This is a genomic window from Mucilaginibacter frigoritolerans, assembly GCF_007830615.1.
In the GTDB taxonomy this organism is placed as follows: Bacteria; Bacteroidota; Bacteroidia; order Sphingobacteriales; family Sphingobacteriaceae; genus Mucilaginibacter; species Mucilaginibacter frigoritolerans.
This window is the reverse complement of the sequence record NZ_VLLI01000002.1, coordinates 302038-322285: the sequence shown is the minus strand read 5'-3', so window position 1 is coordinate 322285 and position 20248 is coordinate 302038. Positions and strand designations below refer to the sequence as shown.

The window sequence follows — 20248 nt, the reverse complement described above, 5'->3', positions numbered from 1 at the left end:
AGAGTTTCGCGAAAATAAAGCCCGGCCAAATTTTACTGCACCTTCTCTACCCTTAAACCTACGTCACTTACCTCATGCAGTGGGTTGTCGCGCATATTTTGTTCTATAGTAAAAGTATAATTGCCTTTAACAGGGAATTTATAATTGGTTAAAAATGAAAGCTGATAATTATACAAATTACCAGACCCTGTTCCCAACCATTCACCGGATTTGCTGGCCAGCTTTAATTCATAGCGCTTAACCTTTGGTTTTTTATCGGGCCCGGTTTGGGTAATCAGCACAAACATGTTAGAGTATTTATAGCTCGATGTTACCCTCAGGTTCATGTACACATTGTACGCGCTTTTTTCATCATCAATTTTAAAGTTGAAGCTGAATTTGTTAAGATAGGTCCAGTCATGATCGGGAACCATGTTGTGCTGATCAATAACAGCGCCTTTATCTGTACACCCGCTTTGCGATAATAAAATGGCGGCAAATGCCGGAAGAAGAAATAGTTTAAATACCCGTTTCATTACTGTTTATCTGTGTTGTCACCCTGGTTTCTTTCGCTGCGGTTATTATCCTGCCGGTTTTTGTTGTTCCTGTTTGGGCGGAATTTTTTGTGCCTGTTATTAGTGCTTTTAGCCTCACCCTCCGGCCGCTCTGCGGCAGTTTTTGCAGGTTGCGGATTTGCCGCCGGTGTAGCAGGAGCAGCAGCACGTTGTTGAAGTGCATTTTCTGACTGGCCGTTGGCTTTGCTTTTATTGCGGTTTTTGTTGTTTTTCTTTTTAGCGTTGCTGTTACGGCGCTCGTCAAGGCGGGTTAAGCTGTCCTGCCCTACTACGTTTTCGTAATCTAAAATTTTAACCGGTTTGGTTTCAATTTCTATTATTTCGCCCAAATCAGCCGGAACAATACCTTCTTTGTTCATCTTTTGGATTTCTTTAACCCGGCTTATCGGCAATGGTACCCACGATTCTTCGCGCGGATAGCTGAACCACATCAGCTTTTTAAAGATATCTGTTTTCTGTAGGCGGGCATCTCCTTTTTCCGTTTTTAAAAAGTTTACATTATCAGGAATGTATTTAAGCGCATCCATGTAAGTATCCAGCTCATAGTTAAGGCAGCATTTTAACTTACCACACTGGCCGGCCAGTTTTAAAGTATTTAATGATAAATTTTGATAGCGTGCTGCAGAGGTTGAAACCGTTTTAAAATCGGTAAGCCAGGTAGAGCAGCAAAGCTCACGACCGCAGGAACCAATACCGCCTAAACGACTTGCTTCCTGGCGCATGCCTATCTGCCGCATCTCTATACGGATCCTAAACTGCTCGGCCATTTTTTTAATTAGCTCTCTGAAATCAACGCGGCCTTCGGCCGTATAATAAAAAGTGGCCTTGGTTTTGTCGCCCTGGTAATCCACATCACTTAGCTTCATACTCAGGTTTAGCTGCAATGCCAGCGTGCGCGATTTGTGCATGGTTTCCCATTCCAGGTCTTTGGCCGCTTTCCATTTCTCCACATCAGCAACGGTGGCTTTGCGGTATATTTTTTTGGCAACCTCTTCTTCCTTAACCCGGCGCTTGGTCATTTGCATGCGCACCAGTTCGCCGGTTATGGAAACGTGGCCCACGTCATAGCCGCCGGTAGCAGCTTCAACAACCACCAGTTCACCCGCCTCAAGGTAAATGTTATCATTATTCAGGTAAAATTCTTTTCGTGATCCTTTAAATTTTACTTCAACAATATGAAAAGGCTTATAATTTGTTGGCATATCCATGTGCGATAGCCAATCGTAAACATCCAGTTTGCTGCAACCATTGGTAAGGCATGAGCCATTACTTTTGCAACCCGCGGGTGAACATCCGCCCCCCGTTGAGCAACTTCCACATCCCATAATTAATTTGATATATTAGGTGTCCGCATTTTGACGGATCGTTTTATAATTTAATACTTTTATAATCTGTAAAGATACATCTAAAAATAAAATTTTAGGGTTAGCATTTCGCTCTACATGATAATGTGCTTTTTCAAGCTCCGTAATGATGGCCTGCGACTGATCAACATCCATCACATTGGTCATTTTCTTTGCGGTTTCCAGCTCCTGCGCAGGTAAATGTACCAGGCTTCCGGCTCCCGATAAAAGCAAACAACATTCGCGTAAAAAGCTGATGCCGTATCTTAAAAAATTCTTTTGGTTTTCCCGCCCCATTTTCGCAACCTGGTCAACAAAGCCCATTACTTCTAGGCCCTTATTGCCAAAACACAAGCGCAGCCATTGCACAAAACTGGTATGGTAACCCTTGTTGTCCTGCTGCAGCATGGTTAATGCTTCGGATAAATTTCCGTTGCACAGGTAAGCAATTTCAGCCGCTGCTTCTTCGGTCTGGTTATGCTTTTCCATCAGATGACTTTTAATATCATCATAGGTAAGCGCCGGAATTTTAATCAGCTGCGTACGCGATAAAATGGTATTTAATATCTGATCCTGATTTTGGGCTACCAGTATAAACAGCGTATTCGGCTGCGGTTCCTCAATAATTTTGAGCAGGGCATTACCCTCTTTATCCAGATATTCGGGCAGCCAGAGAATCAATATTTTGTAGGCCGATTCAAACGGCTTGAAGCTTAGTTTCTTAATAATCTGATGGCACTCGGCAATATTGATATTCGCCTGTTTGTTTTCGGCATCCAGGTAATCGCGCCAGGTATCGAGGTTTAAATAAGGATTGGTGATGAATGCTTCGCGCCATTGTTCAATAAAAGTAATAGCGGTATCATCTTTATGCTTGGCAAAAAAGGGATAAGAAAAATGCAGGTCGGGGTGCATCAGTTTCTGATACTTGCGGCATGATGAACATTCCCCGCAGGAATCGTCGGGCTGCTTATCCTCGCACGAAAGGTATTGCGCGTAGGCAACCGCCAGGGGTAAACTACCCGAGCCGCCCGGTCCTAAAAACAATTGGGCATGACTTACACGGTTCTCTTTCACCGAGTTAATCAGCCGTTGCTTTATCGCATCCTGTCCAACTATTTGCTTAAACTGCATTGGTGCAAAATACTTATTAGATACGAGATTTGATAGCTACACCAAAAGATTTTGATGCGGGCACATCATTCGAAGAAAAAAATTGTAGAAAAAAGAAAAAAACGCCTCGGTGGTCCGATCATCGGATTTATTTTTGGCCCGTTTACTTTTTTCGCTTAAACGAAGAATGCGTAATTAAGGTTACATTTGAAATGTGAAAAGTTTACACCACCTTTAACATTTTAAATCTCAAAGCTAACAAAATGAGGATAATGGCTTTTGATTATGGTACCAAACGCATTGGTATTGCGGTTACCGATCCCTTGCAGATCATCGCTACTGGTTTGGATACCATACACCCTAACCAGATCATCGAGTACCTGAAAAAATACCTGCAAACAGAACAGGTTGAACGCTTTATAGTGGGTGAACCCAAGCAGATGGATAACACCCCATCGCAATCGGCCATCCATGTAAAGGGCTTTGTGAATTTGCTCGGCAAAACTTTTCCGGAGATCCCTATTGAAATGCTCGACGAGCGTTTTACCTCCAAAATGGCATCGGCTACCATAGCCCAAAGTGGCATGAATAAAAAGCACCGCCAGAATAAGGAATTGGTAGATACCATTTCGGCCGTAATTCTGCTGCAATCATGGATGCAGGCTAAGTTTTAGGTTGATAGTGCAAGAGCGGCCCCCTCTAAATCTCCCCCGGTTGGGGAGACTTTAGCTTCGCCGCTGCCTATTTTTAAGTCCTCCCTACCGGGGAGGATTTAGGTGGGGCTGGGTTTGATTCTTACTATTGTCAAAACCCCGTTACAGCCTGCCAACAAATACACTCATCATCAGTATAAATACAACAATCCGCTTATATTTGGCATTTATCCATTGCACATTAAAATGAAGAAAATTCTCATTGCTTTTTTTAGCTGCTCCACACTCATCGCGGCAGCACAAAATAAAACTACAGAAAAGCTGGTTCCCTACGTAAAGCCTATTATTGGTACCCAACGTATGGGCCACGTATTTCCGGGTGCTACCGTTCCTTTCGGCATGGTACAGCTGAGTCCGGAAACGGATACCCCCAGCTATGAACTGAACGGCCACTATAACCCCGATGTTTATAAATATTGTGCAGGCTACCAGTATGACGATAAAACCATAGTAGGCTTTAGCCATACCCACTTTAGCGGAACAGGTCACTCTGATTTAGGCGACTTTTTGGTAATGCCCACCGTAGGCAAAGTAATGCTGAATCCCGGCACGGCCGATAAACCCGGCAGCGGCTACCGCTCGGCATTTTCGCACGCCAATGAAGTGAGTGAGGCCAACTATTATAAAGTGAAGCTGGATGCATCGGGCATTATTGCCGAAATGACCACTACCACCCGTGTAGGCTTTCACCAGTATACTTTCCCGAAATCGGATAGCGCGCATATTGTGCTTGATTTGATGGCGGGTATTTATAATTATCCTGATAAAAACGTGTGGACCTATCTGCGCATGGTGAATGATAGCACCGTAGTGGGTTATCGCCTAACCAACGGCTGGGCACGTACACGTGCCTTGTATTTTGCCATGACCTTTAACAAGCCCTTTATACAAATGGGCTACAAAAACTTTAGCAAGCGCGAAGTATACGGCGGCTTTTGGGGTAAGTTTAACCACGTAAAAAATTTCCCGGAGATTGCGGCCCGCCAGCTAAAGGTTTGGTTTGACTTTAAAACACAGGAGAACGAAAAGATAAAAATTAAAATGGCCATATCGCCGGTGAGCATTGATGGTGCGCTGCTTAACCTGCAAACCGAAGTGCCGGGATGGGATTTTGAAAAAGTGAAGAACGATGGCCAGGCACAATGGGAAACCGAGCTGCATAAAATTGTGATTGAAGGCAGCAAGGACGATAAAGAGAATTTTTATACCTCTATGTATCACGCCATGATTAACCCTACTGTTTACATGGATGTTGATGGCAAGTACAAAGGTTTGGATCAGAATATTCACCAGGCTGATGGCTTTACCAATTATACTACCTTCAGTTTGTGGGATACCCACCGCGCATTGCACCCGCTGTTTAACATCATCGAACCAAAAAGAAATGCCGATATGGTACAGAGCATGCTGGCCCACTTTGACCAGAGTCCGGAACACATGCTGCCGGTGTGGAGCAATTCGGCTAATGAAAACTGGTGTATGAGCGGTTACCATAGCGTAGCTGTTTTGGCAGATGCTGTGGTGAAGGGCAACACTACATCGTTTGATGCCAACAAAGCTTTGGATGCAGCAGTAACTACCGCCAACCACCGTACTTACGAAAGTGTTGGCGATTATATTGATATGGGATACATCCCTGATGAAAAAGACGGCAACTCGGTATCATCAACCCTTGAATATGCTTATGACGACTGGACAATTGCCCAGATGGCTAAAAAACTGAACCGGATGGATGTGTATGATACCTTTATAAAACGCTCGCAAAACTGGAAAAATGTATTCGATCCGCAGAGCGGCTTTATGCACCCAAAGGAAGCTGATGGCACCTGGCGCAAAACCAAGTTCGATCCGTTTACCACCATTGGCATGGGCTTTATTGAGGGCAACGCCTGGAACTACACCCTGTATGTGCCGCATGACCCTGCCGGATTGATTAAAGCCATGGGCGGCAACAAACGTTTTGTAACTTACATCGACAGTCTGTTTAGCTATGACCTGCCGGATAAATATTTTGCCGAAACCGAAGACATCACCAAAGACGGTATCATCGGTAACTATGTGCACGGTAACGAGCCATCGCACCATGACGCTTACCTGTACGACTGGACCGACAAGCCATGGAAAACACAGGATAAGATCCGCATGATATTAAAGAAGATGTACAAAAACACCCCGGATGGTTTAGGCGGCAATGACGATACTGGCCAGATGAGTGCCTGGTATATTTTCAGCTCGCTGGGCTTTTACCCGGTAGCCCCGGGATCTGATCAGTATGCAATTGGCAGTCCGTCGGTTTATCATGCAACCATCAACCTGGAAAGTGGTAAAACCTTTACCATCAACGTAAAAAACCAGAGCGATAAAAATGTTTACGTGCAAAAGATATTGCTGAACGGCAAACCGTTAAGCGGTTACTTTTTAAGCCATGCCGATATCATGAACGGCGGCGAGCTTACCTATGTAATGGGATCGAAGCATAAATAATAGTAACACACGCAAATTGATACCCCGTTATTTTTTCTTTATGGAAAGTAGCGGGGTTTTCTTTTTATATCCATGGTATCGGCTTACTGTTTCAGGAGTGAAACACCTGTGCAACAAAAGTGAAACAGCTGATTAAACAAATCCTTCATCCCTCCTAAAACTTTCCTAACTTTGCCTTATCCGGGATAAAAACCCGGCAGCATTATGGTAAAAGAAATTGAAATAGTATGCCCTCCCGGGCAGCAGGACGATGAAGCGGTATTGAAAAAGATATCCGCAACGGCCTTAAACATATCGGCACAAAAAATAACCGCCGTTAAAATTCTGAAACGTTCTATTGATGCGCGTGGTCGTAAAGTGGTTTTTAGGCTTAATGTGCAGGTTTTTGTGGACGAGGTTTATCAACCCGAAACCTTTACGGTTAACTATCCTGATGTTAAAGAAGCTAAAAAAGTAATTATTGTAGGTGCTGGTCCGGCGGGTTTATTTGCTGCTTTGCGCTGTGTGGAACTGGGCCTGAAGCCGGTGATTGTGGAGCGTGGCAAGGATGTTAAGCAACGCCGCCGTGATTTGGCCAATATAAATAAACAAGGATTGGTAAACCCCGAGTCGAACTATTGTTTTGGCGAGGGTGGTGCGGGTACCTATTCGGATGGTAAGCTGTACACCCGGTCGACCAAGCGCGGAGATGTAAATGCCGTGCTGAAAACCTTTGTGGCCCATGGCGCAACGGAAGATATTTTGGTGGATGCCCGTCCGCATATCGGCACCAATAAATTACCGCAAATTATTACCTCAATAAAAGACAGCATTTTAAATGCCGGCGGCGAAGTGATATTTGATGCCAAAGTAACTGCACTGTTGGTGGAGTTTGGCAAGGCAAAAGGCGTTCAGCTGGCATCGGGCGAAAAGATACTGGCGGATGCCGTGATCCTGGCAACGGGCCACTCGGCGAGGGATATTTTTGAAATGCTGCATCATCAGGACATCCTGATTGAAGCCAAGCCCTTTGCTTTGGGCGTACGGATTGAACATCCGCAGGAAATTATAGACCGCGCACAATATCACTGCGATTTGCGCGGACCAGATCTGCCACCCTCCTACTATAATTTGGTAGAACAGGTGGATAATCGGGGCGTGTTTTCCTTCTGCATGTGTCCGGGTGGTATCATAGCGCCCTGTGCAACAGAGGCTGATGAAATAGTGGTAAACGGCTGGAGCCCATCAAAAAGAAATAACCCCTTTGCCAACTCGGGCACGGTGGTACAGATCAATATGGAAGATGTTGCCGGGAATGATAAGGACCCGATGAAGATGCTGCGCTTTCAGCAGCAAATAGAAAAACTGGCTTTTACCGCCGGGGGGGGCAGCCTGGTAGCACCAGGGCAACGTATGGTTGATTTTGTGGAGAACCGTATTTCGGCTGACCTTCCGGCAAACTCCTATTTGCCCGGTACAAAGAGCATCGCCCTAAATGAAATTTTACCCGGCTGGATTAACGAGCGTTTGCGAAAAGCATTGCCGGTATTTGGCCGTAAAATGAAAGGCTATTATACCAATGAGGCATTGTTGGTTGGGGTAGAGTCGAGAACATCATCGCCGGTAAAGGTGCCGAGGGATAAAGAAACGCTGCAGCATCCGCAGGTGGCAGGTTTATTTCCCTGTGGTGAGGGTGCAGGTTATGCAGGTGGCATCATTTCTGCTGCGATAGATGGAATAAACTGTGCATCGGCAGCTTCAAAAATAGTTTAGCATCACAATGACGATATCAGAACAATTAACCCACGATTTAGAGAACGTTTTGTTTGGCGACCCCTGGTATGGCAAACCGGTTTATACCCTGCTGGATGAGGTAGGTTTTGAAACCGCTTTTGAAAAACCAGCCGGATCGGTACATAGCATTGCCGACATTGTGCTGCACATGCTGGCCTGGACGGAAGAAGTGTTGGACAGGATGAACGGCTTAACCGCCCAGCTGCCATCAAGCGGTGACTGGCCAGAACATGGCGAACCCAGTGAGCAAAAATGGCAGAACTATGTCAATGATCTGAAGTTGCTTAACGTAAATTTGTTAGGCGTTATTCGCGATTTTCCCGAACCGGATTGGAACCAGCCTATAAAAGATGAACGTAACCCGGAGCTGGGCACCGGTGTAAGTTTTGAGGAATTGGTAAAAGGATTGATACAGCATAATATTTATCACTCGGCCCAGGTAGCGCTGTTAACAAGGATAATACAGATTGGAGCGTAATTGATGGAATCAGCAAGTAAAAAAACATTGGTTTTGGGTGCAACTCCCAGCAGTGATAAATATGCTTATCTGGCTGCTAACCGTTTGGTAAGCAAGGGCCATGCTATAGTAAATGTTGGCCTTAGAGAGGGTGAAGTAGCCGGGGTGCCAATTGAAAAACCCGAAGTAATTCATACCGATATTGATACCATAACCCTGTATGTTGGTCCGCAGCATCAGGAAAAATTGTACGATTATATTTTAAATACCCATCCCCGCAGAATCATCTTTAACCCCGGCACCGAAAATTCAAAGCTCAAGCGCATGGCCAATGAAAAAGGCATTGAAACGGAATATGCCTGTACACTGGTATTGCTATCAATAGGCGAGTATTAATCAGGGGCGGTTCAATCGCCCGCAAATTTCCTTTATAGACACACTTATTGGTTTAAACTCAATACCGATAGCCTTTTTAATTTTAGCGTTATCGTAATTGCGTGTCATGGAAGCTGCTTGAGCAGAAACCTTATCTAAAAACGGATCTTTACGGGTAATAGCTGATATTAATGCAGCAGCGCGCCAGGCCAGGCCCATCATCCAGGGTTTAGCATAAATGGCGGGTGGTTTTATACCAAAGCCAGTGGCAATTTCTGCTGTTATCTCTTTGTAGCCTATGTTTTCAGCGCTGATAACATAGCGCTCGCCGGTAATGTTGGTATCCATCAGGGCAATCATACATTTGGCAACATCTTCCACATCAACAAAACCCGAGCTGCCTGCAGTATAAAATTTAAGGCCCTTGCGTACGGTTTCAAACAATTGCCCGCTCCCATTGGTGCCTGCACTTGCCCCTATAATAATTGATGGATTAACAATTACCGCATCAAGGCCTTCTTCGGCAATGCCGCGCCAAACTTCCATCTCGCTTTCCAGTTTGGATAGGGCATAGCCGTCTGTTTCGGTAGCCTGATCAAGGTGATGGTTTTCGGTAATCAGGTCGCCGGGTTTGGCCATTCCTATTGCTGCAACGGAGCTTACATGTACCAGCCTGATATTTTTTTCCATGCACAGGTTCACCAGGTTGGCGGCGCCCGTAACATTGGTATTAATCATCGGTAATTTATCAGCCTGTTTTAAGGATACCCATGCAGCACAATTATAAATCTGTGTAACGTTATCAAGGGCATCTTCCAAAGCAAAAACATCCATCAAATCGGCATCAACCCATTCAATTTGTGTGTTAAATGGCGTTAATATTTCCGGAATTATTGATTTGGCCCGTTTGGTGCAACGGATTTGCTTGCCCTGTTTTACCAGCTGTAATGCCAGCTCTGATCCTAAAAAACCTGTTGCCCCGGTAACTAATATCATTTTTTAGTATGATGAATTGCAAATGTGCAGAATTTTGTCTGAACTTAAACGGTAGATATGAACTTGCAATTACTAAATCTCCAACTAAAACAAAAAATCTGCACATTTGCATTATGTCGCTATCTGATTTTTTTTCACCTATTGACCAGAAAAAGATTATCCCTAAAAACGGGTATTACACCAGTCATTTAGGCAGCAAGATCGAATACTTTTCGGTTGATTTTCCTGATCTGGAGCAAAAAATAGATATCGCTATTATTGGTGTACAGGAAGACCGCAATGCGATAAACAACCCCGGTTGTGCCCTTGGTCCGGACTATGTGCGCGAAAAACTATACCTTTTAAACGAGGGAAGTTACAAAACCAAAATTGTTGATTTGGGCAATATTCGCCAGGGAGCAACGGTTACAGATACCTATATCGCCCTGAAAACGGTGGTAAGCGAGCTGGTAAAAAAAGATATTATCCCCATAATAATAGGTGGTGGCCAGGATTTAACCTACGCCCAGTACATGGCCTATGAGGACCTGGAGCAAAAGGTTGACCTGGTAATTGTTGACTCGCATTTTGATCTGGATGATGATATCTCTACCGGCAGCGTAGAAACTACTTCCATATCTTACCTGAATAAAATATTTCTGCACGACCCGAATTACCTGTTTAACTACAGTAATATGGGTTACCAAACTTATTTTGCCAGCCAGGAAAGCTTAAGGGTAATGGACAAGCTTTATTTCGATGTGCACCGTTTAGGCGAATTGACTGGAAATATTGCCGTTGCAGAACCAATTATCCGCAATGCGGGGATGATCAGTTTTGATATTGGTGCGGTAAGGGCTTCGGATGCTATGGGAAATGCGAACGCCAGTCCCAATGGTTTTTATGGTGAAGAAGCCTGCCAGATTGCAAGGTATGCCGGCTTTAATGATAAACTAACTTCCATCGGTTTTTACGAGTTTAACCCGGCTTATGACAATAACGGGCAAACCGCTATGCTGCTGGCCCAAATGATATGGTATTTTATTGACGGTGTTTATAACCGTAAAAAAGACTTTCCGCTTAACCCCAAATCGCAGTACCTGATTTATAAAACCAGTTTAAAGCACGAGGAGCATGAGCTGGTTTTTGTAAAAAGCAAAAAGTCCGATCGCTGGTGGATGCAGGTACCTTACCCTACCGGAGGATCAAAAAACGAACGTTTTCACCTGGTGCCCTGCCTGTATGACGATTATAAAACTGCCGTATCCGGCGAAATGCCCGACCTTTGGTGGCGTACTTATCAAAAATTAAATTGAAAAGTATAATTCATTCCTAATTTAAACGTTATCAAACCTTAATCCGCGAGGATAGAAAAAGAAGATGAAGAAAATATTTTTATGTATAGTTGCCCTGTTACCGCTTATGGCGATGGCACAGCAGGAACCAGAACCATTTGAAATTAAAAGCACCGTTGGCCATTTAAACAATCCGGCACGGGCGTATTTAATATATCAGTTAGGGGCCAACAGGGTAATTGATTCGGCCCAAATAACAGCAGGTAGTTTTGATTTTAAAGGGAACATACTTAACCCAACACCTGCAATAATTGTTATTGATCCTTTTGGGAAAGGATTGGATAAACTGGATACCTCGGCCGATAACCTGAATTTTTATATTGATAAAGGTGAATTTACCATAACCGGAAAAGACTCCATTGCCCGGGCGCAAGTAACCGGATCGAAAATAAACGATGACAATAAAAAACTAATGGCCCAGCTAAAGCCGATAATGGCAAAGGCGCAGGCTTTAAATACCGAAAAGAGCGCGGCAAGTCCCGCTCAGTTAAATTCGGCCGAGTTCCAAAATGCCATGAATACCAGGCAAAAAGAATTGCAGCTAGAACAAAGGGCAGTACTTAAAATATTTATATCTACCAATCCGGATAGTTACCTGAGTTTGCTGGCACTGTATTCTGTAGGAGGCCCTTCACCTGATCCATCGGAAATAGACCCACTTTATAATTCATTATCCGACAGGGTAAAAAATATGGAAGCGGCCCGCAGACTAAAAAGCTCGCTTGATGCATTAAGGGCTACCGCTATCGGTACCATTGCGCCCGATTTTACACAAAATGACGTTAATGGCGAGCCGGTAAAGCTTTCATCATTCAGGGGTAAATATGTTTTGGTTGATTTTTGGGCTTCATGGTGCGGCCCCTGCCGCCAGGAAAACCCTAATGTTGTGAAAGCATACAGCAAGTTTAAAGACAAAAACTTTACCATAATCGGTGTTTCGCTTGATAAACCAGATGGTAAAAGCGCATGGCTGGCAGCTATTCAAAATGATAACTTGAACTGGACACAGGTATCTGACCTTAAATTCTGGAACAATGAAGTAGCCTCTTTGTATAAGGTAACGTCTATCCCGGCTAATTTTCTTATAGGTCCAGATGGTAAAATTATCGCTAAAAATTTAAGGGGCGATGATCTGGAAAATAAACTTCAGGAAGTTTTAGGAAACTAAACAAGGTTAATTTTATGTAACTATTGCTGGCAACATTTTTTTAATTGCCTGTAATATTATATTTTGCGTTAAAAATTAACAATGAAAAAACTTTTATTATTTGCTGTTGCCAGCATTCCTGCAATTGTGTTTGCCCAGGATGGTAAATACAACATTACAGGTTCCATAAATACAACCTATACAAGCCCCGCCAAGGTTTATCTGGAGCATGCAGTAAATGGTAAAACGGTAACCGACTCGGTTGTGGTTAATGGCGGTAAGTTTCAGTTTGAAGGCACTATTGGCCCTAATCCTCAAAACGCTTACCTGGTTTTGAACAAAAAAGGCACAGGACCTAACACTCACGATTATAAAAGCATTTATATTGAACAGGGAAACATCATTGTTAACAGTCCCGATTCTCTTTTAAGTGCAAAAGCTACCGGCACCAAAACCAATAATGATAACGAACGTTATGATCAGGTTATTAAACCGATAAATGATGACTACGATTTGCTTGAAGCCAAAAAAAGTGTAGCATCAAAGGCCGATAAAGAATCTGAAGTGTATGAGAAAGAATATAATAAGGCAGAAAAGGCAATTGAGTTACGCGAAAATGCCATAAACAAAAAATTCATACAGGATAATCCTGATTCATATGTTAGCTTAACCGTTTTGCAAAGTTTTGCTTATGGTGCTGATTATGCTGAAATTGTACCTTTGTATGATAACCTTACGCCTGCGGTAAAAGAAACCAGCGCCGGTAAAAAGTTTGCCGAACTGCTGCCAAGAATACAGGCAGTAGCTATAGGCGCTACCGCTCCTGAATTTGCAGAAGCCGATACCAGCGGCAACATCGTTAACTTATCATCATTCAGAGGCAAATACGTACTGATTGATTTCTGGGCATCATGGTGCGGACCGTGCCGTCATGAAAACCCGAATGTTGTAAAAGCGTACAATCATTACAAGGGACAAAAATTTACCATCATTGGTGTTTCTCTGGATCGCCCGAATGCAAAAGATAAATGGCTGAACGCGATACATAAAGACGGCCTTACCTGGACCCAGGTTTCAGACCTTAAATTCTGGAACAGCAAAACAGCTGGTTTATACGCAGTACGCGCTATCCCTCAAAACTTTTTAATTGACCCTAATGGAAAAATCATTGCCAAAAATCTGAGAGGCGATGATCTGGAAGAAAAACTGGAAGAACTTTTTGGTAAGATTTAATTGGTCATTTAATAATTGAGTCATTAAAAAAGGCGTAAGAGGATTTTTCTCTTACGCCTTTTAAATTTTTACAGTCTTTATAACTCGCTAACCATCCACAAAATCCAATGACTTAATGAGCTATTTATAGCAAATCAAAACCAATATCTTTTCTGAAATACATGGCATCATAATAAATACGGGCCGCATCGGCAGTGGCTTGTTGCAAGGCAGTAAACATATCGTTTTGTAAGCTGGTTACAGCTAAAACCCTGCCGCCAGATGTTTTAATATCTTCACCATCAAGGTAAGTGCCGGCATGAAAAACCTCTGATTCATGTACATTCTCAATGCCTGTAATAATTTTATCTTTTAAATATTCGCCCGGATACCCTCCTGCAACCATCACTACGGTTGCGGCTGTTTTTGGGGAAATGACCAATTCTTTTTCGTTTAAATTGCCTTCGGCCACGCCAGATAAAAGATCAACAAAGTCTGAATCTATCCTGCGCATCACGCTCTCCGTTTCCGGATCGCCCATACGGCAATTGTATTCAATTACCCATGGCTCACCGTTGCAATTCATCAACCCAATAAAAATAAAACCGTTGTAGGGGATGTTTTCTTTTTTCAACCCGTTAACGGTAGGAATAATAACGCGTTCTTCTACCTTCTGCATAAAAGCAGCATCAGCAAACGGAACAGGTGAAACAGAACCCATACCTCCGGTATTTAAACCGGTATCACCCTCTCCAATACGTTTATAATCTTTAGCTTCGGGTAAAATTTTATAATGGGTGCCATCGCTCATCACAAAAACCGAAAGTTCAATCCCCTGTAAAAACTGCTCAACAACAACCCGTGAACTGGCATCGCCAAATTTGGCTTCGGTAAGCATTTCCTTTAGTTCCTGCTGTGCTTCCTCTACGCTCAGGCAAATCAATACACCTTTACCTGCTGCCAAACCATCAGCCTTTAATACAATGGGCAAACCAATAGTGGCCAGGTATTCAAAACCTTCCTGCAACGTGTCTTTAGTGAAAGTTTTGGATGCCGCCGCTGGGATATTATGGCGCTCCATAAACTGTTTGGAAAAATCTTTGCTGCCTTCCAGTTGCGCGCCTTCGGCCTGCGGGCCAATAACCGGGATATGTTTTATTTGCTCATCTGCCAGAAAAAAATCATGGATACCTTTAACCAATGGTTCTTCCGGACCAACCAGTACCAGATCTATATGGTTGGTTAAAGCCAGTTGCTTAATGCCTTCAAAGTCTGTTACTTTTACATTGCAGTTGGTGCCGTACTTTCCGGTACCGGCATTTCCGGGTGCTATGAAAAGTTTTTCACATTTTGGACTCTGAGAGATTTTCCAGGCGAAGGCACTTTCCCTTCCACCCGAACCAAGGAGCAGGATATTCATGGGTCAAAGATAGATTTTTAGTCCGAAAGTCGGACTTTCCAGTTAACTCAAAAATTGTTTGCGTGATGAAATAATGGTATCTTCACATTAAAACAGATACCTAAATGTCTCGCAAATCAGACAAATATGAAAAATTGCCAGTGTATCAAAAAGCACAAGAGCTATTTGACCTGGCTGAAGTAATTGCTGAGTCCTTGAAGGAGGATGAGATGAAGGAGCATCTGGCAGGCCAAATGTTTAGTAATGCATCACTTATTCAGGCCAAAATTGCAGGGGCTGAAGGCGGGGGATTATATTCATTAAGGATGCAAAATGCAGTATTGATAAAAATTGCCTGCCAGGATATGTTTAATGCGGTATCTTTTGCCTCCATGATGAAAATTAATGAAGAAGACTATGTAAACCTGATGCGCGATAAGGTTGATGAGTTCAGGCTTGTTTTTGTTGATTGGATACGCAGTTTTGATAAAACCTATGATATTCCCGATAACTGGGCCATCCGCTTTGATGCTAGCACCCCCGAACAGGAAAAGCTGGAGGAACTGATGTTTGATGAAGATCGCTTTTTTAATGAATTTGAGGATGAGGATGGTGAAGATGACACCGATCCGGAAGATGATCTGTAGCCGTACCAGGCTAAAAACCATCTCTTTAAATTAAAATTTTCATATTATAACCTTAGTACAGCATTGTCCGTATAACTAAAAGTTTGGCCCTAACTTTATTTTAACTGAGGATTAAGTAAACCTGATTATATGCTTATTGAGCAATTGCAGACCCCTGTAAAACACCGGGAAATTACCACTGTTGACAGGCGTACCGATTTATCGCAACAAGAGTTTATAAGAGAATATGTAGAAAAATCCCTCCCGGTGGTGTTAACAGATGCGGCAAAGGACTGGAAGGCACTAAAAGATTTTACTCCCGCATATTTTAAAGAGCATTACGGACATATTACTAAAGATATAAACGGGGTTGTTTATAAAATGGCCGACTTTGTGGACATGATGATGGTCTCTACCGCCGAATCCCCGGCACCCTACCCTTTTAATTTCGATGTAAAAGAAGTATTTCCTGAATTGATGGAATATTTTTTACCCGAAATTATTTATGGAAAACTGGATCGTATTAATCATAAACTGATGCCTAAACAATTGTTACAGGGCACAACAGTTTATGAGATATTTTTGGGTGGTAATGGCTCCAGCTTTCCATTCCTGCATTTTGATGCTTTGTTTATGCACACGCAGATAACGCAGATATATGGGTCGAAAGATTTTATCATGTACCCTCCCGAGCAAACGCCATACATGTACCCCTATTATAATAACCCAAAGTTTTCGCAGGTTAATTTCCTGGATCCCGATTACGAAAGGTTCCCTCTTTTTAAAAATGCCAAACCCATTGAGTTTACGCTAAACCAGGGCGAAACCCTGCTTTTCCCGGCAGGATGGTGGCATACCACTAAAATTACCGAGCCATGTATTTCACTGGGACGGGCACAATTAAACGGACATAACTGGGATGATTTTATCTATGATCGTTACGTTAACTGGAAAAGAAAAATATCGTTTGCTGCCGCTCCGGTACTGGCCTATGGTAAAATTGTAGGCGAAATTATGAAAGTACAGGAAAGATAATAATTTTGTGATTGCACTGATATTAATAGATTTCACCGATTTTTTGATGATTTTATCAATTGGCGAATGATTTCAATTATTGATCTTAGTGAAAACTATAAGTAACCACGATAGCGGTTTATTAATAGATCACGCACCCTTCAAGTACCCCCCAATTACGCCCCTTTGTCATCATAATTACCCTTTTTCTTTTTGATCTCTTGCAAAAATCAGTGAAATCAACAGAAACAAATCGGTGAAATCATCATGTGAAATCACTAACTTTGCCTGTCATAATGGCTCATTTTTGCTATGGCGCAATTGTTGAGTTTATTGCCACAGATAAAAAATAACATGTTAAATTTTATAAGTAAGCTTTTCGGAAGCAAATCAGAACGGGATGTTAAAAGTTTGATGCCTTTGGTTGAAAAGGTTAAGGCTGAATTTGCCAAGCTTGGCGATATAAGCCATGACGAGCTGAGGGCCAAAACAATAGGCTTTAAAGAAATTATAGCCGAGGGTCTTGCCGAAATTGACAGCCAGATTAAAGAGATAAAAGACAAAACGGACAATAATCCGGATATAGATGTTAGCGAGAAAGTTGAGTTATATACCCAACTGGATAAGCTGGAAAAAGACCGCAATAAAGAGCTGGAAGTTATTTTAATGCGCATTTTACCCGAGGCTTTTGCTGTGGTAAAAGAAACGGCTAAACGTTTAAAAGAAAACGCAACCATTGAAGTTACGGCAACCCAGTTTGACCGTGATTTGGCTGCTCGTAAATCAAATGTTTTGATTAAGGGTGATAAAGCCATCCACCATAATAAGTGGATTGCCGCAGGAAACGAAGTAACATGGGACATGGTACATTATGATGTACAGCTGATTGGCGGTATTGTATTGCACCAGGGTAAAATTTCGGAAATGGCTACGGGTGAAGGTAAAACCTTGGTAGCAACATTGCCTGCTTACCTAAATGCTTTGGCCGGTCAGGGTGTACATATTGTAACCGTGAATGACTATCTGGCACGTCGTGACTCTGAATGGATGGGTCCGCTGTATGAATTCCATGGTTTATCGGTTGATTGTATAGACAGGCATGAGCCGAATTCAGAAGAACGCCGCAAAGCGTACATGAGTGATATTATTTTTGGTACCAATAACGAATTTGGTTTCGATTACCTGCGTGACAATATGACACGTAGCCCTGAAGAGCTGGTACAAGGCAAGCTGCATTTTGCCATGGTGGATGAAGTTGACTCCGTTTTAATTGATGATGCCCGTACACCTTTAATTATATCTGGCCCAATACCCCGCGGTGATGAGCATGAGTTTTATGAGTTGAAACCGCGTATTGAACGTTTGGTAAATGCACAAAAAGCATATGTTAACGGTGTATTGAACGAAGCCAAAAAATTGATTGCCGAAGGCAAAACTGGTCCTGAAGAAGGTGGATTAGCTTTATTACGTGCTTTCAGAGGTTTACCGAAGAGCAAAGCTTTAATAAAATATTTAAGTGAAGGCGGCAACAGGCAGCTTTTATTAAAATCAGAAAACTACTATATGCAGGACCAAAGTAAGGAAATGCATAAGGTAGATGCCGAGCTGTTTTTTATTATAGATGAAAAGAATAACCAGGTTGAACTGGCAGAAAAAGGAATTGAACTAATCACCACTTCGGGTGAAGACCCTCATTTCTTTGTGATGCCTGATGTGGGTACAGAAATTGCTGAAATTGAAAAGTCTGATTTACCAGCCGAACAAAAAATCGCCAATAAGGATGAGCTGATGCGCGATTTCTCTATAAAATCAGAACGAATCCACTCGGTAAACCAATTGCTGAAAGCTTATACCCTGTTTGAAAAAGATACAGAATACATCCTTGACGAAGGCAAAGTAAAAATTGTAGATGAGCAAACCGGCCGTGTATTAGATGGCCGCCGTTACTCTGATGGTTTGCACCAGGCTATTGAGGCTAAAGAAAATGTTAAGGTAGAGGATGCTACCCAAACCTTTGCAACCATTACCCTGCAAAACTACTTCCGTATGTACCACAAACTTTGCGGTATGACCGGTACTGCTGTTACAGAAGCAGGGGAGTTCTGGGAAATTTACAAACTGGACGTGGTAGAAATACCAACCAATACTTCAACCAGCCGCGAAGACAGGCATGATCTGGTTTATCGTACTGTCCGTGAAAAATACAATGCGGTCGCCGAAGAAATTGTGGCTTTAACACAAGCTGGCCGCCCGGTACTGGTAGGTACAACATCTGTTGAAATTTCAGAATTACTGAGCCGCATGCTGAAGCTGCGCGGTATTAAACATAACGTACTGAATGCCAAAATGCACCAGAAAGAAGCCGATATTGTGGCTGAAGCCGGTAAAGCAAGTACGGTGACTATTGCTACTAACATGGCTGGTCGTGGTACGGATATAAAATTAGGCCCTGGCGTTAAAGATGCCGGTGGTTTAGCCATTGTGGGTACAGAGCGCCACGAGTCGCGCCGTGTTGACCGCCAGTTACGTGGTCGTGCCGGTCGTCAGGGTGATCCGGGTTCATCACAATTCTTCGTTTCATTGGAAGACAATCTGATGCGTTTGTTCGGTTCTGAAAGAATATCGAACCTGATGGTGCGCATGGGTATTGAAGAAGGTGAAGTGATCCAACACTCTATGATCTCTAACTCTATTGAGCGTGCGCAGAAGAAAGTAGAAGAAAACAACTTTGGTATCCGTAAACGTTTGCTGGAATATGACGACGTGATGAACTCACAGCGTACCGTTATTTATGCAAAACGTAAAAATGCTTTATTTGGCGAGCGTTTAGAGGTTGACATTAACAACACCATTTTTGATGTGGTGGAAGATGTAGTAACCGAATACAAAGAATCAAACAATTACGAAGGCTTTAACCTGGAAATTATCCGCCTGTTCTCGGTAGATGTGGAACTATCTCACGATGAATTTACGGGCTTAACCATCAACAAGCTGGTTGACAGGGTTTTTGCTGAAGTGATGGAGTTTTACAAACGCAAACAGGACGCTATTGCACAACAGGCTTACCCGGTATTAAAAGATGTGTTTGATACCCGTGGCGAATATGTAGAAAACATAGTTGTTCCGTTTACTGACGGTGTGCATGGTATACAAGTATCTGTTCCATTACAGAAGGCAGTGAAAAATCATGGTTTGGAAGTGTTTAAATCATTTGAAAAAAATGTTACCCTGTACCTGATTGATGACGCCTGGAAAGAGCACCTGCGCGAGATGGATGAGTTAAAACAATCTGTACAAAATGCAGTTTACGAACAAAAGGACCCGTTATTGGTTTATAAATTTGAGGCTTTTGAATTGTTCCGCCAAATGCTGGCAACTGTTAACAAGGAGCTGGTAAGCTTCCTGTTCAGAGGAGGTATCCCGGTACAACAGCAAGCTGATGACATCCGCGAAGCAAAACCTCAACCTAAGCTTGACCTGAAAAAAATGCGCACTTCAAAACCGGAATTGGTGAATGAAGCTAATGGCGCAGCAATGCAGGATATGCGCGAGTTGCAAAAAGCCACCCCGGTAAGGGTTGAGCAAAAAATTGGCAGAAATGATCCTTGTCCTTGCGGAAGCGGCAAAAAATACAAAAACTGCCACGGCGTAGGTCAGAATTAATTGGCCCCACCCAACCCTCCCCGGTAGGGAGGACTTTAAAAACTT

Annotated in this window: 16 protein-coding genes; 11 read left to right on the top strand and 5 right to left on the bottom strand. The window is 42.9% G+C overall.

The genetic code is table 11. The features are described 5' to 3' along the window. Nucleotides 1–32 precede the first annotated feature (32 nt). From JN11_RS04950 to JN11_RS04940, 3 genes are read right to left on the bottom strand one after another with little or no spacing between them, the layout of a single operon-like run. Complete coding sequence (locus JN11_RS04950; RefSeq protein ID WP_144910206.1) at nucleotides 33–515, bottom strand: gliding motility lipoprotein GldH; 483 nt, start codon at nucleotides 513–515, stop codon at nucleotides 33–35. Beyond that, the gene (locus JN11_RS04945; protein ID WP_144910204.1) at nucleotides 515–1879 is read right to left on the bottom strand and encodes a PSP1 domain-containing protein; all 1365 of its coding nucleotides are present in this window, start codon (nucleotides 1877–1879) and stop codon (nucleotides 515–517) included. The genes JN11_RS04950 and JN11_RS04945 overlap by 1 nt, the downstream gene beginning before the upstream one ends. A 15-nt stretch (nucleotides 1880–1894) precedes the next feature. Then, nucleotides 1895–3031 carry a DNA polymerase III subunit gene (locus JN11_RS04940; protein ID WP_144910202.1) on the bottom strand — a complete coding sequence of 379 codons (1137 nt, stop codon included), beginning with the start codon at nucleotides 3029–3031 and terminating at the stop codon, nucleotides 1895–1897. A gap of 242 nt (nucleotides 3032–3273) precedes the next feature. Here JN11_RS04940 and ruvX point away from each other — a divergent pair, with 242 nt between their 5' ends. From ruvX to JN11_RS04915, 5 genes are all read left to right on the top strand, one after another. Continuing rightward, nucleotides 3274–3684 carry a Holliday junction resolvase RuvX gene (gene ruvX, locus JN11_RS04935; RefSeq protein WP_144910200.1) on the top strand — a complete coding sequence of 137 codons (411 nt, stop codon included), beginning with the start codon at nucleotides 3274–3276 and terminating at the stop codon, nucleotides 3682–3684. Nucleotides 3685–3909: 225 nt separating this feature from the next. Next, a complete protein-coding gene (locus tag JN11_RS04930; protein WP_144910198.1) occupies nucleotides 3910–6207 on the top strand; it encodes a GH92 family glycosyl hydrolase in 2298 nt (765 codons plus the stop codon). A 204-nt stretch (nucleotides 6208–6411) separates the two neighbouring features. Further along, entirely contained in the window at nucleotides 6412–7959 is a 1548-nt protein-coding gene (locus tag JN11_RS04925) for an NAD(P)/FAD-dependent oxidoreductase (protein ID WP_144910196.1), read from the top strand. Nucleotides 7960–7966: 7 nt separating this feature from the next. Continuing rightward, nucleotides 7967–8458 (top strand): DinB family protein, encoded by a 492-nt coding sequence (locus tag JN11_RS04920; RefSeq protein WP_144910194.1) that lies wholly within the window; start codon nucleotides 7967–7969, stop codon nucleotides 8456–8458. 3 nt (nucleotides 8459–8461) lie between these two features. Continuing rightward, nucleotides 8462–8833 carry a CoA-binding protein gene (locus tag JN11_RS04915; protein WP_144910192.1) on the top strand — a complete coding sequence of 124 codons (372 nt, stop codon included), beginning with the start codon at nucleotides 8462–8464 and terminating at the stop codon, nucleotides 8831–8833. Here JN11_RS04915 and JN11_RS04910 read toward each other — a convergent pair whose 3' ends face one another. Continuing rightward, a complete protein-coding gene (locus JN11_RS04910) occupies nucleotides 8834–9808 on the bottom strand; it encodes an NAD-dependent epimerase/dehydratase family protein (protein ID WP_144910190.1) in 975 nt (324 codons plus the stop codon). A gap of 113 nt (nucleotides 9809–9921) precedes the next feature. On the opposite strand from JN11_RS04910, the gene JN11_RS04905 reads away from it, so the two are divergent. The 3 genes from JN11_RS04905 to JN11_RS04895 all read left to right on the top strand — a co-directional run bounded on the left by JN11_RS04905 (nucleotide 9922) and on the right by JN11_RS04895 (nucleotide 13522). Beyond that, complete coding sequence (locus tag JN11_RS04905) at nucleotides 9922–11103, top strand: formimidoylglutamase (protein ID WP_144910188.1); 1182 nt, start codon at nucleotides 9922–9924, stop codon at nucleotides 11101–11103. A 64-nt stretch (nucleotides 11104–11167) separates the two neighbouring features. After that, on the top strand, nucleotides 11168–12310 hold the full coding sequence (locus tag JN11_RS04900) for a TlpA disulfide reductase family protein (protein ID WP_144910186.1): 1143 nt from the start codon (nucleotides 11168–11170) through the stop codon (nucleotides 12308–12310). Between the two features lie 81 nt (nucleotides 12311–12391). Continuing rightward, nucleotides 12392–13522, top strand: a complete 1131-nt coding sequence (locus tag JN11_RS04895; protein ID WP_144910183.1) for a TlpA disulfide reductase family protein — start codon at nucleotides 12392–12394, stop codon at nucleotides 13520–13522. A gap of 124 nt (nucleotides 13523–13646) precedes the next feature. On the opposite strand, the gene purD is transcribed toward JN11_RS04895, so the two are convergent. Beyond that, the gene (gene purD, locus JN11_RS04890) at nucleotides 13647–14921 is read right to left on the bottom strand and encodes a phosphoribosylamine--glycine ligase (protein ID WP_144910181.1); all 1275 of its coding nucleotides are present in this window, start codon (nucleotides 14919–14921) and stop codon (nucleotides 13647–13649) included. Nucleotides 14922–15025: 104 nt separating this feature from the next. Between purD and JN11_RS04885 the strand changes: the two genes are divergently transcribed. The 3 genes from JN11_RS04885 (at nucleotide 15026) to secA (ending at nucleotide 20203) form a co-directional block, all read left to right on the top strand. Then, on the top strand, nucleotides 15026–15547 hold the full coding sequence (locus JN11_RS04885) for a hypothetical protein (protein ID WP_144910179.1): 522 nt from the start codon (nucleotides 15026–15028) through the stop codon (nucleotides 15545–15547). Between the two features lie 129 nt (nucleotides 15548–15676). Continuing rightward, entirely contained in the window at nucleotides 15677–16561 is an 885-nt protein-coding gene (locus JN11_RS04880) for a cupin-like domain-containing protein (protein WP_144910177.1), read from the top strand. Between the two features lie 333 nt (nucleotides 16562–16894). Next, a complete protein-coding gene (secA, locus tag JN11_RS04875) occupies nucleotides 16895–20203 on the top strand; it encodes a preprotein translocase subunit SecA (RefSeq protein WP_144910175.1) in 3309 nt (1102 codons plus the stop codon). Nucleotides 20204–20248: the final 45 nt, after the last annotated feature.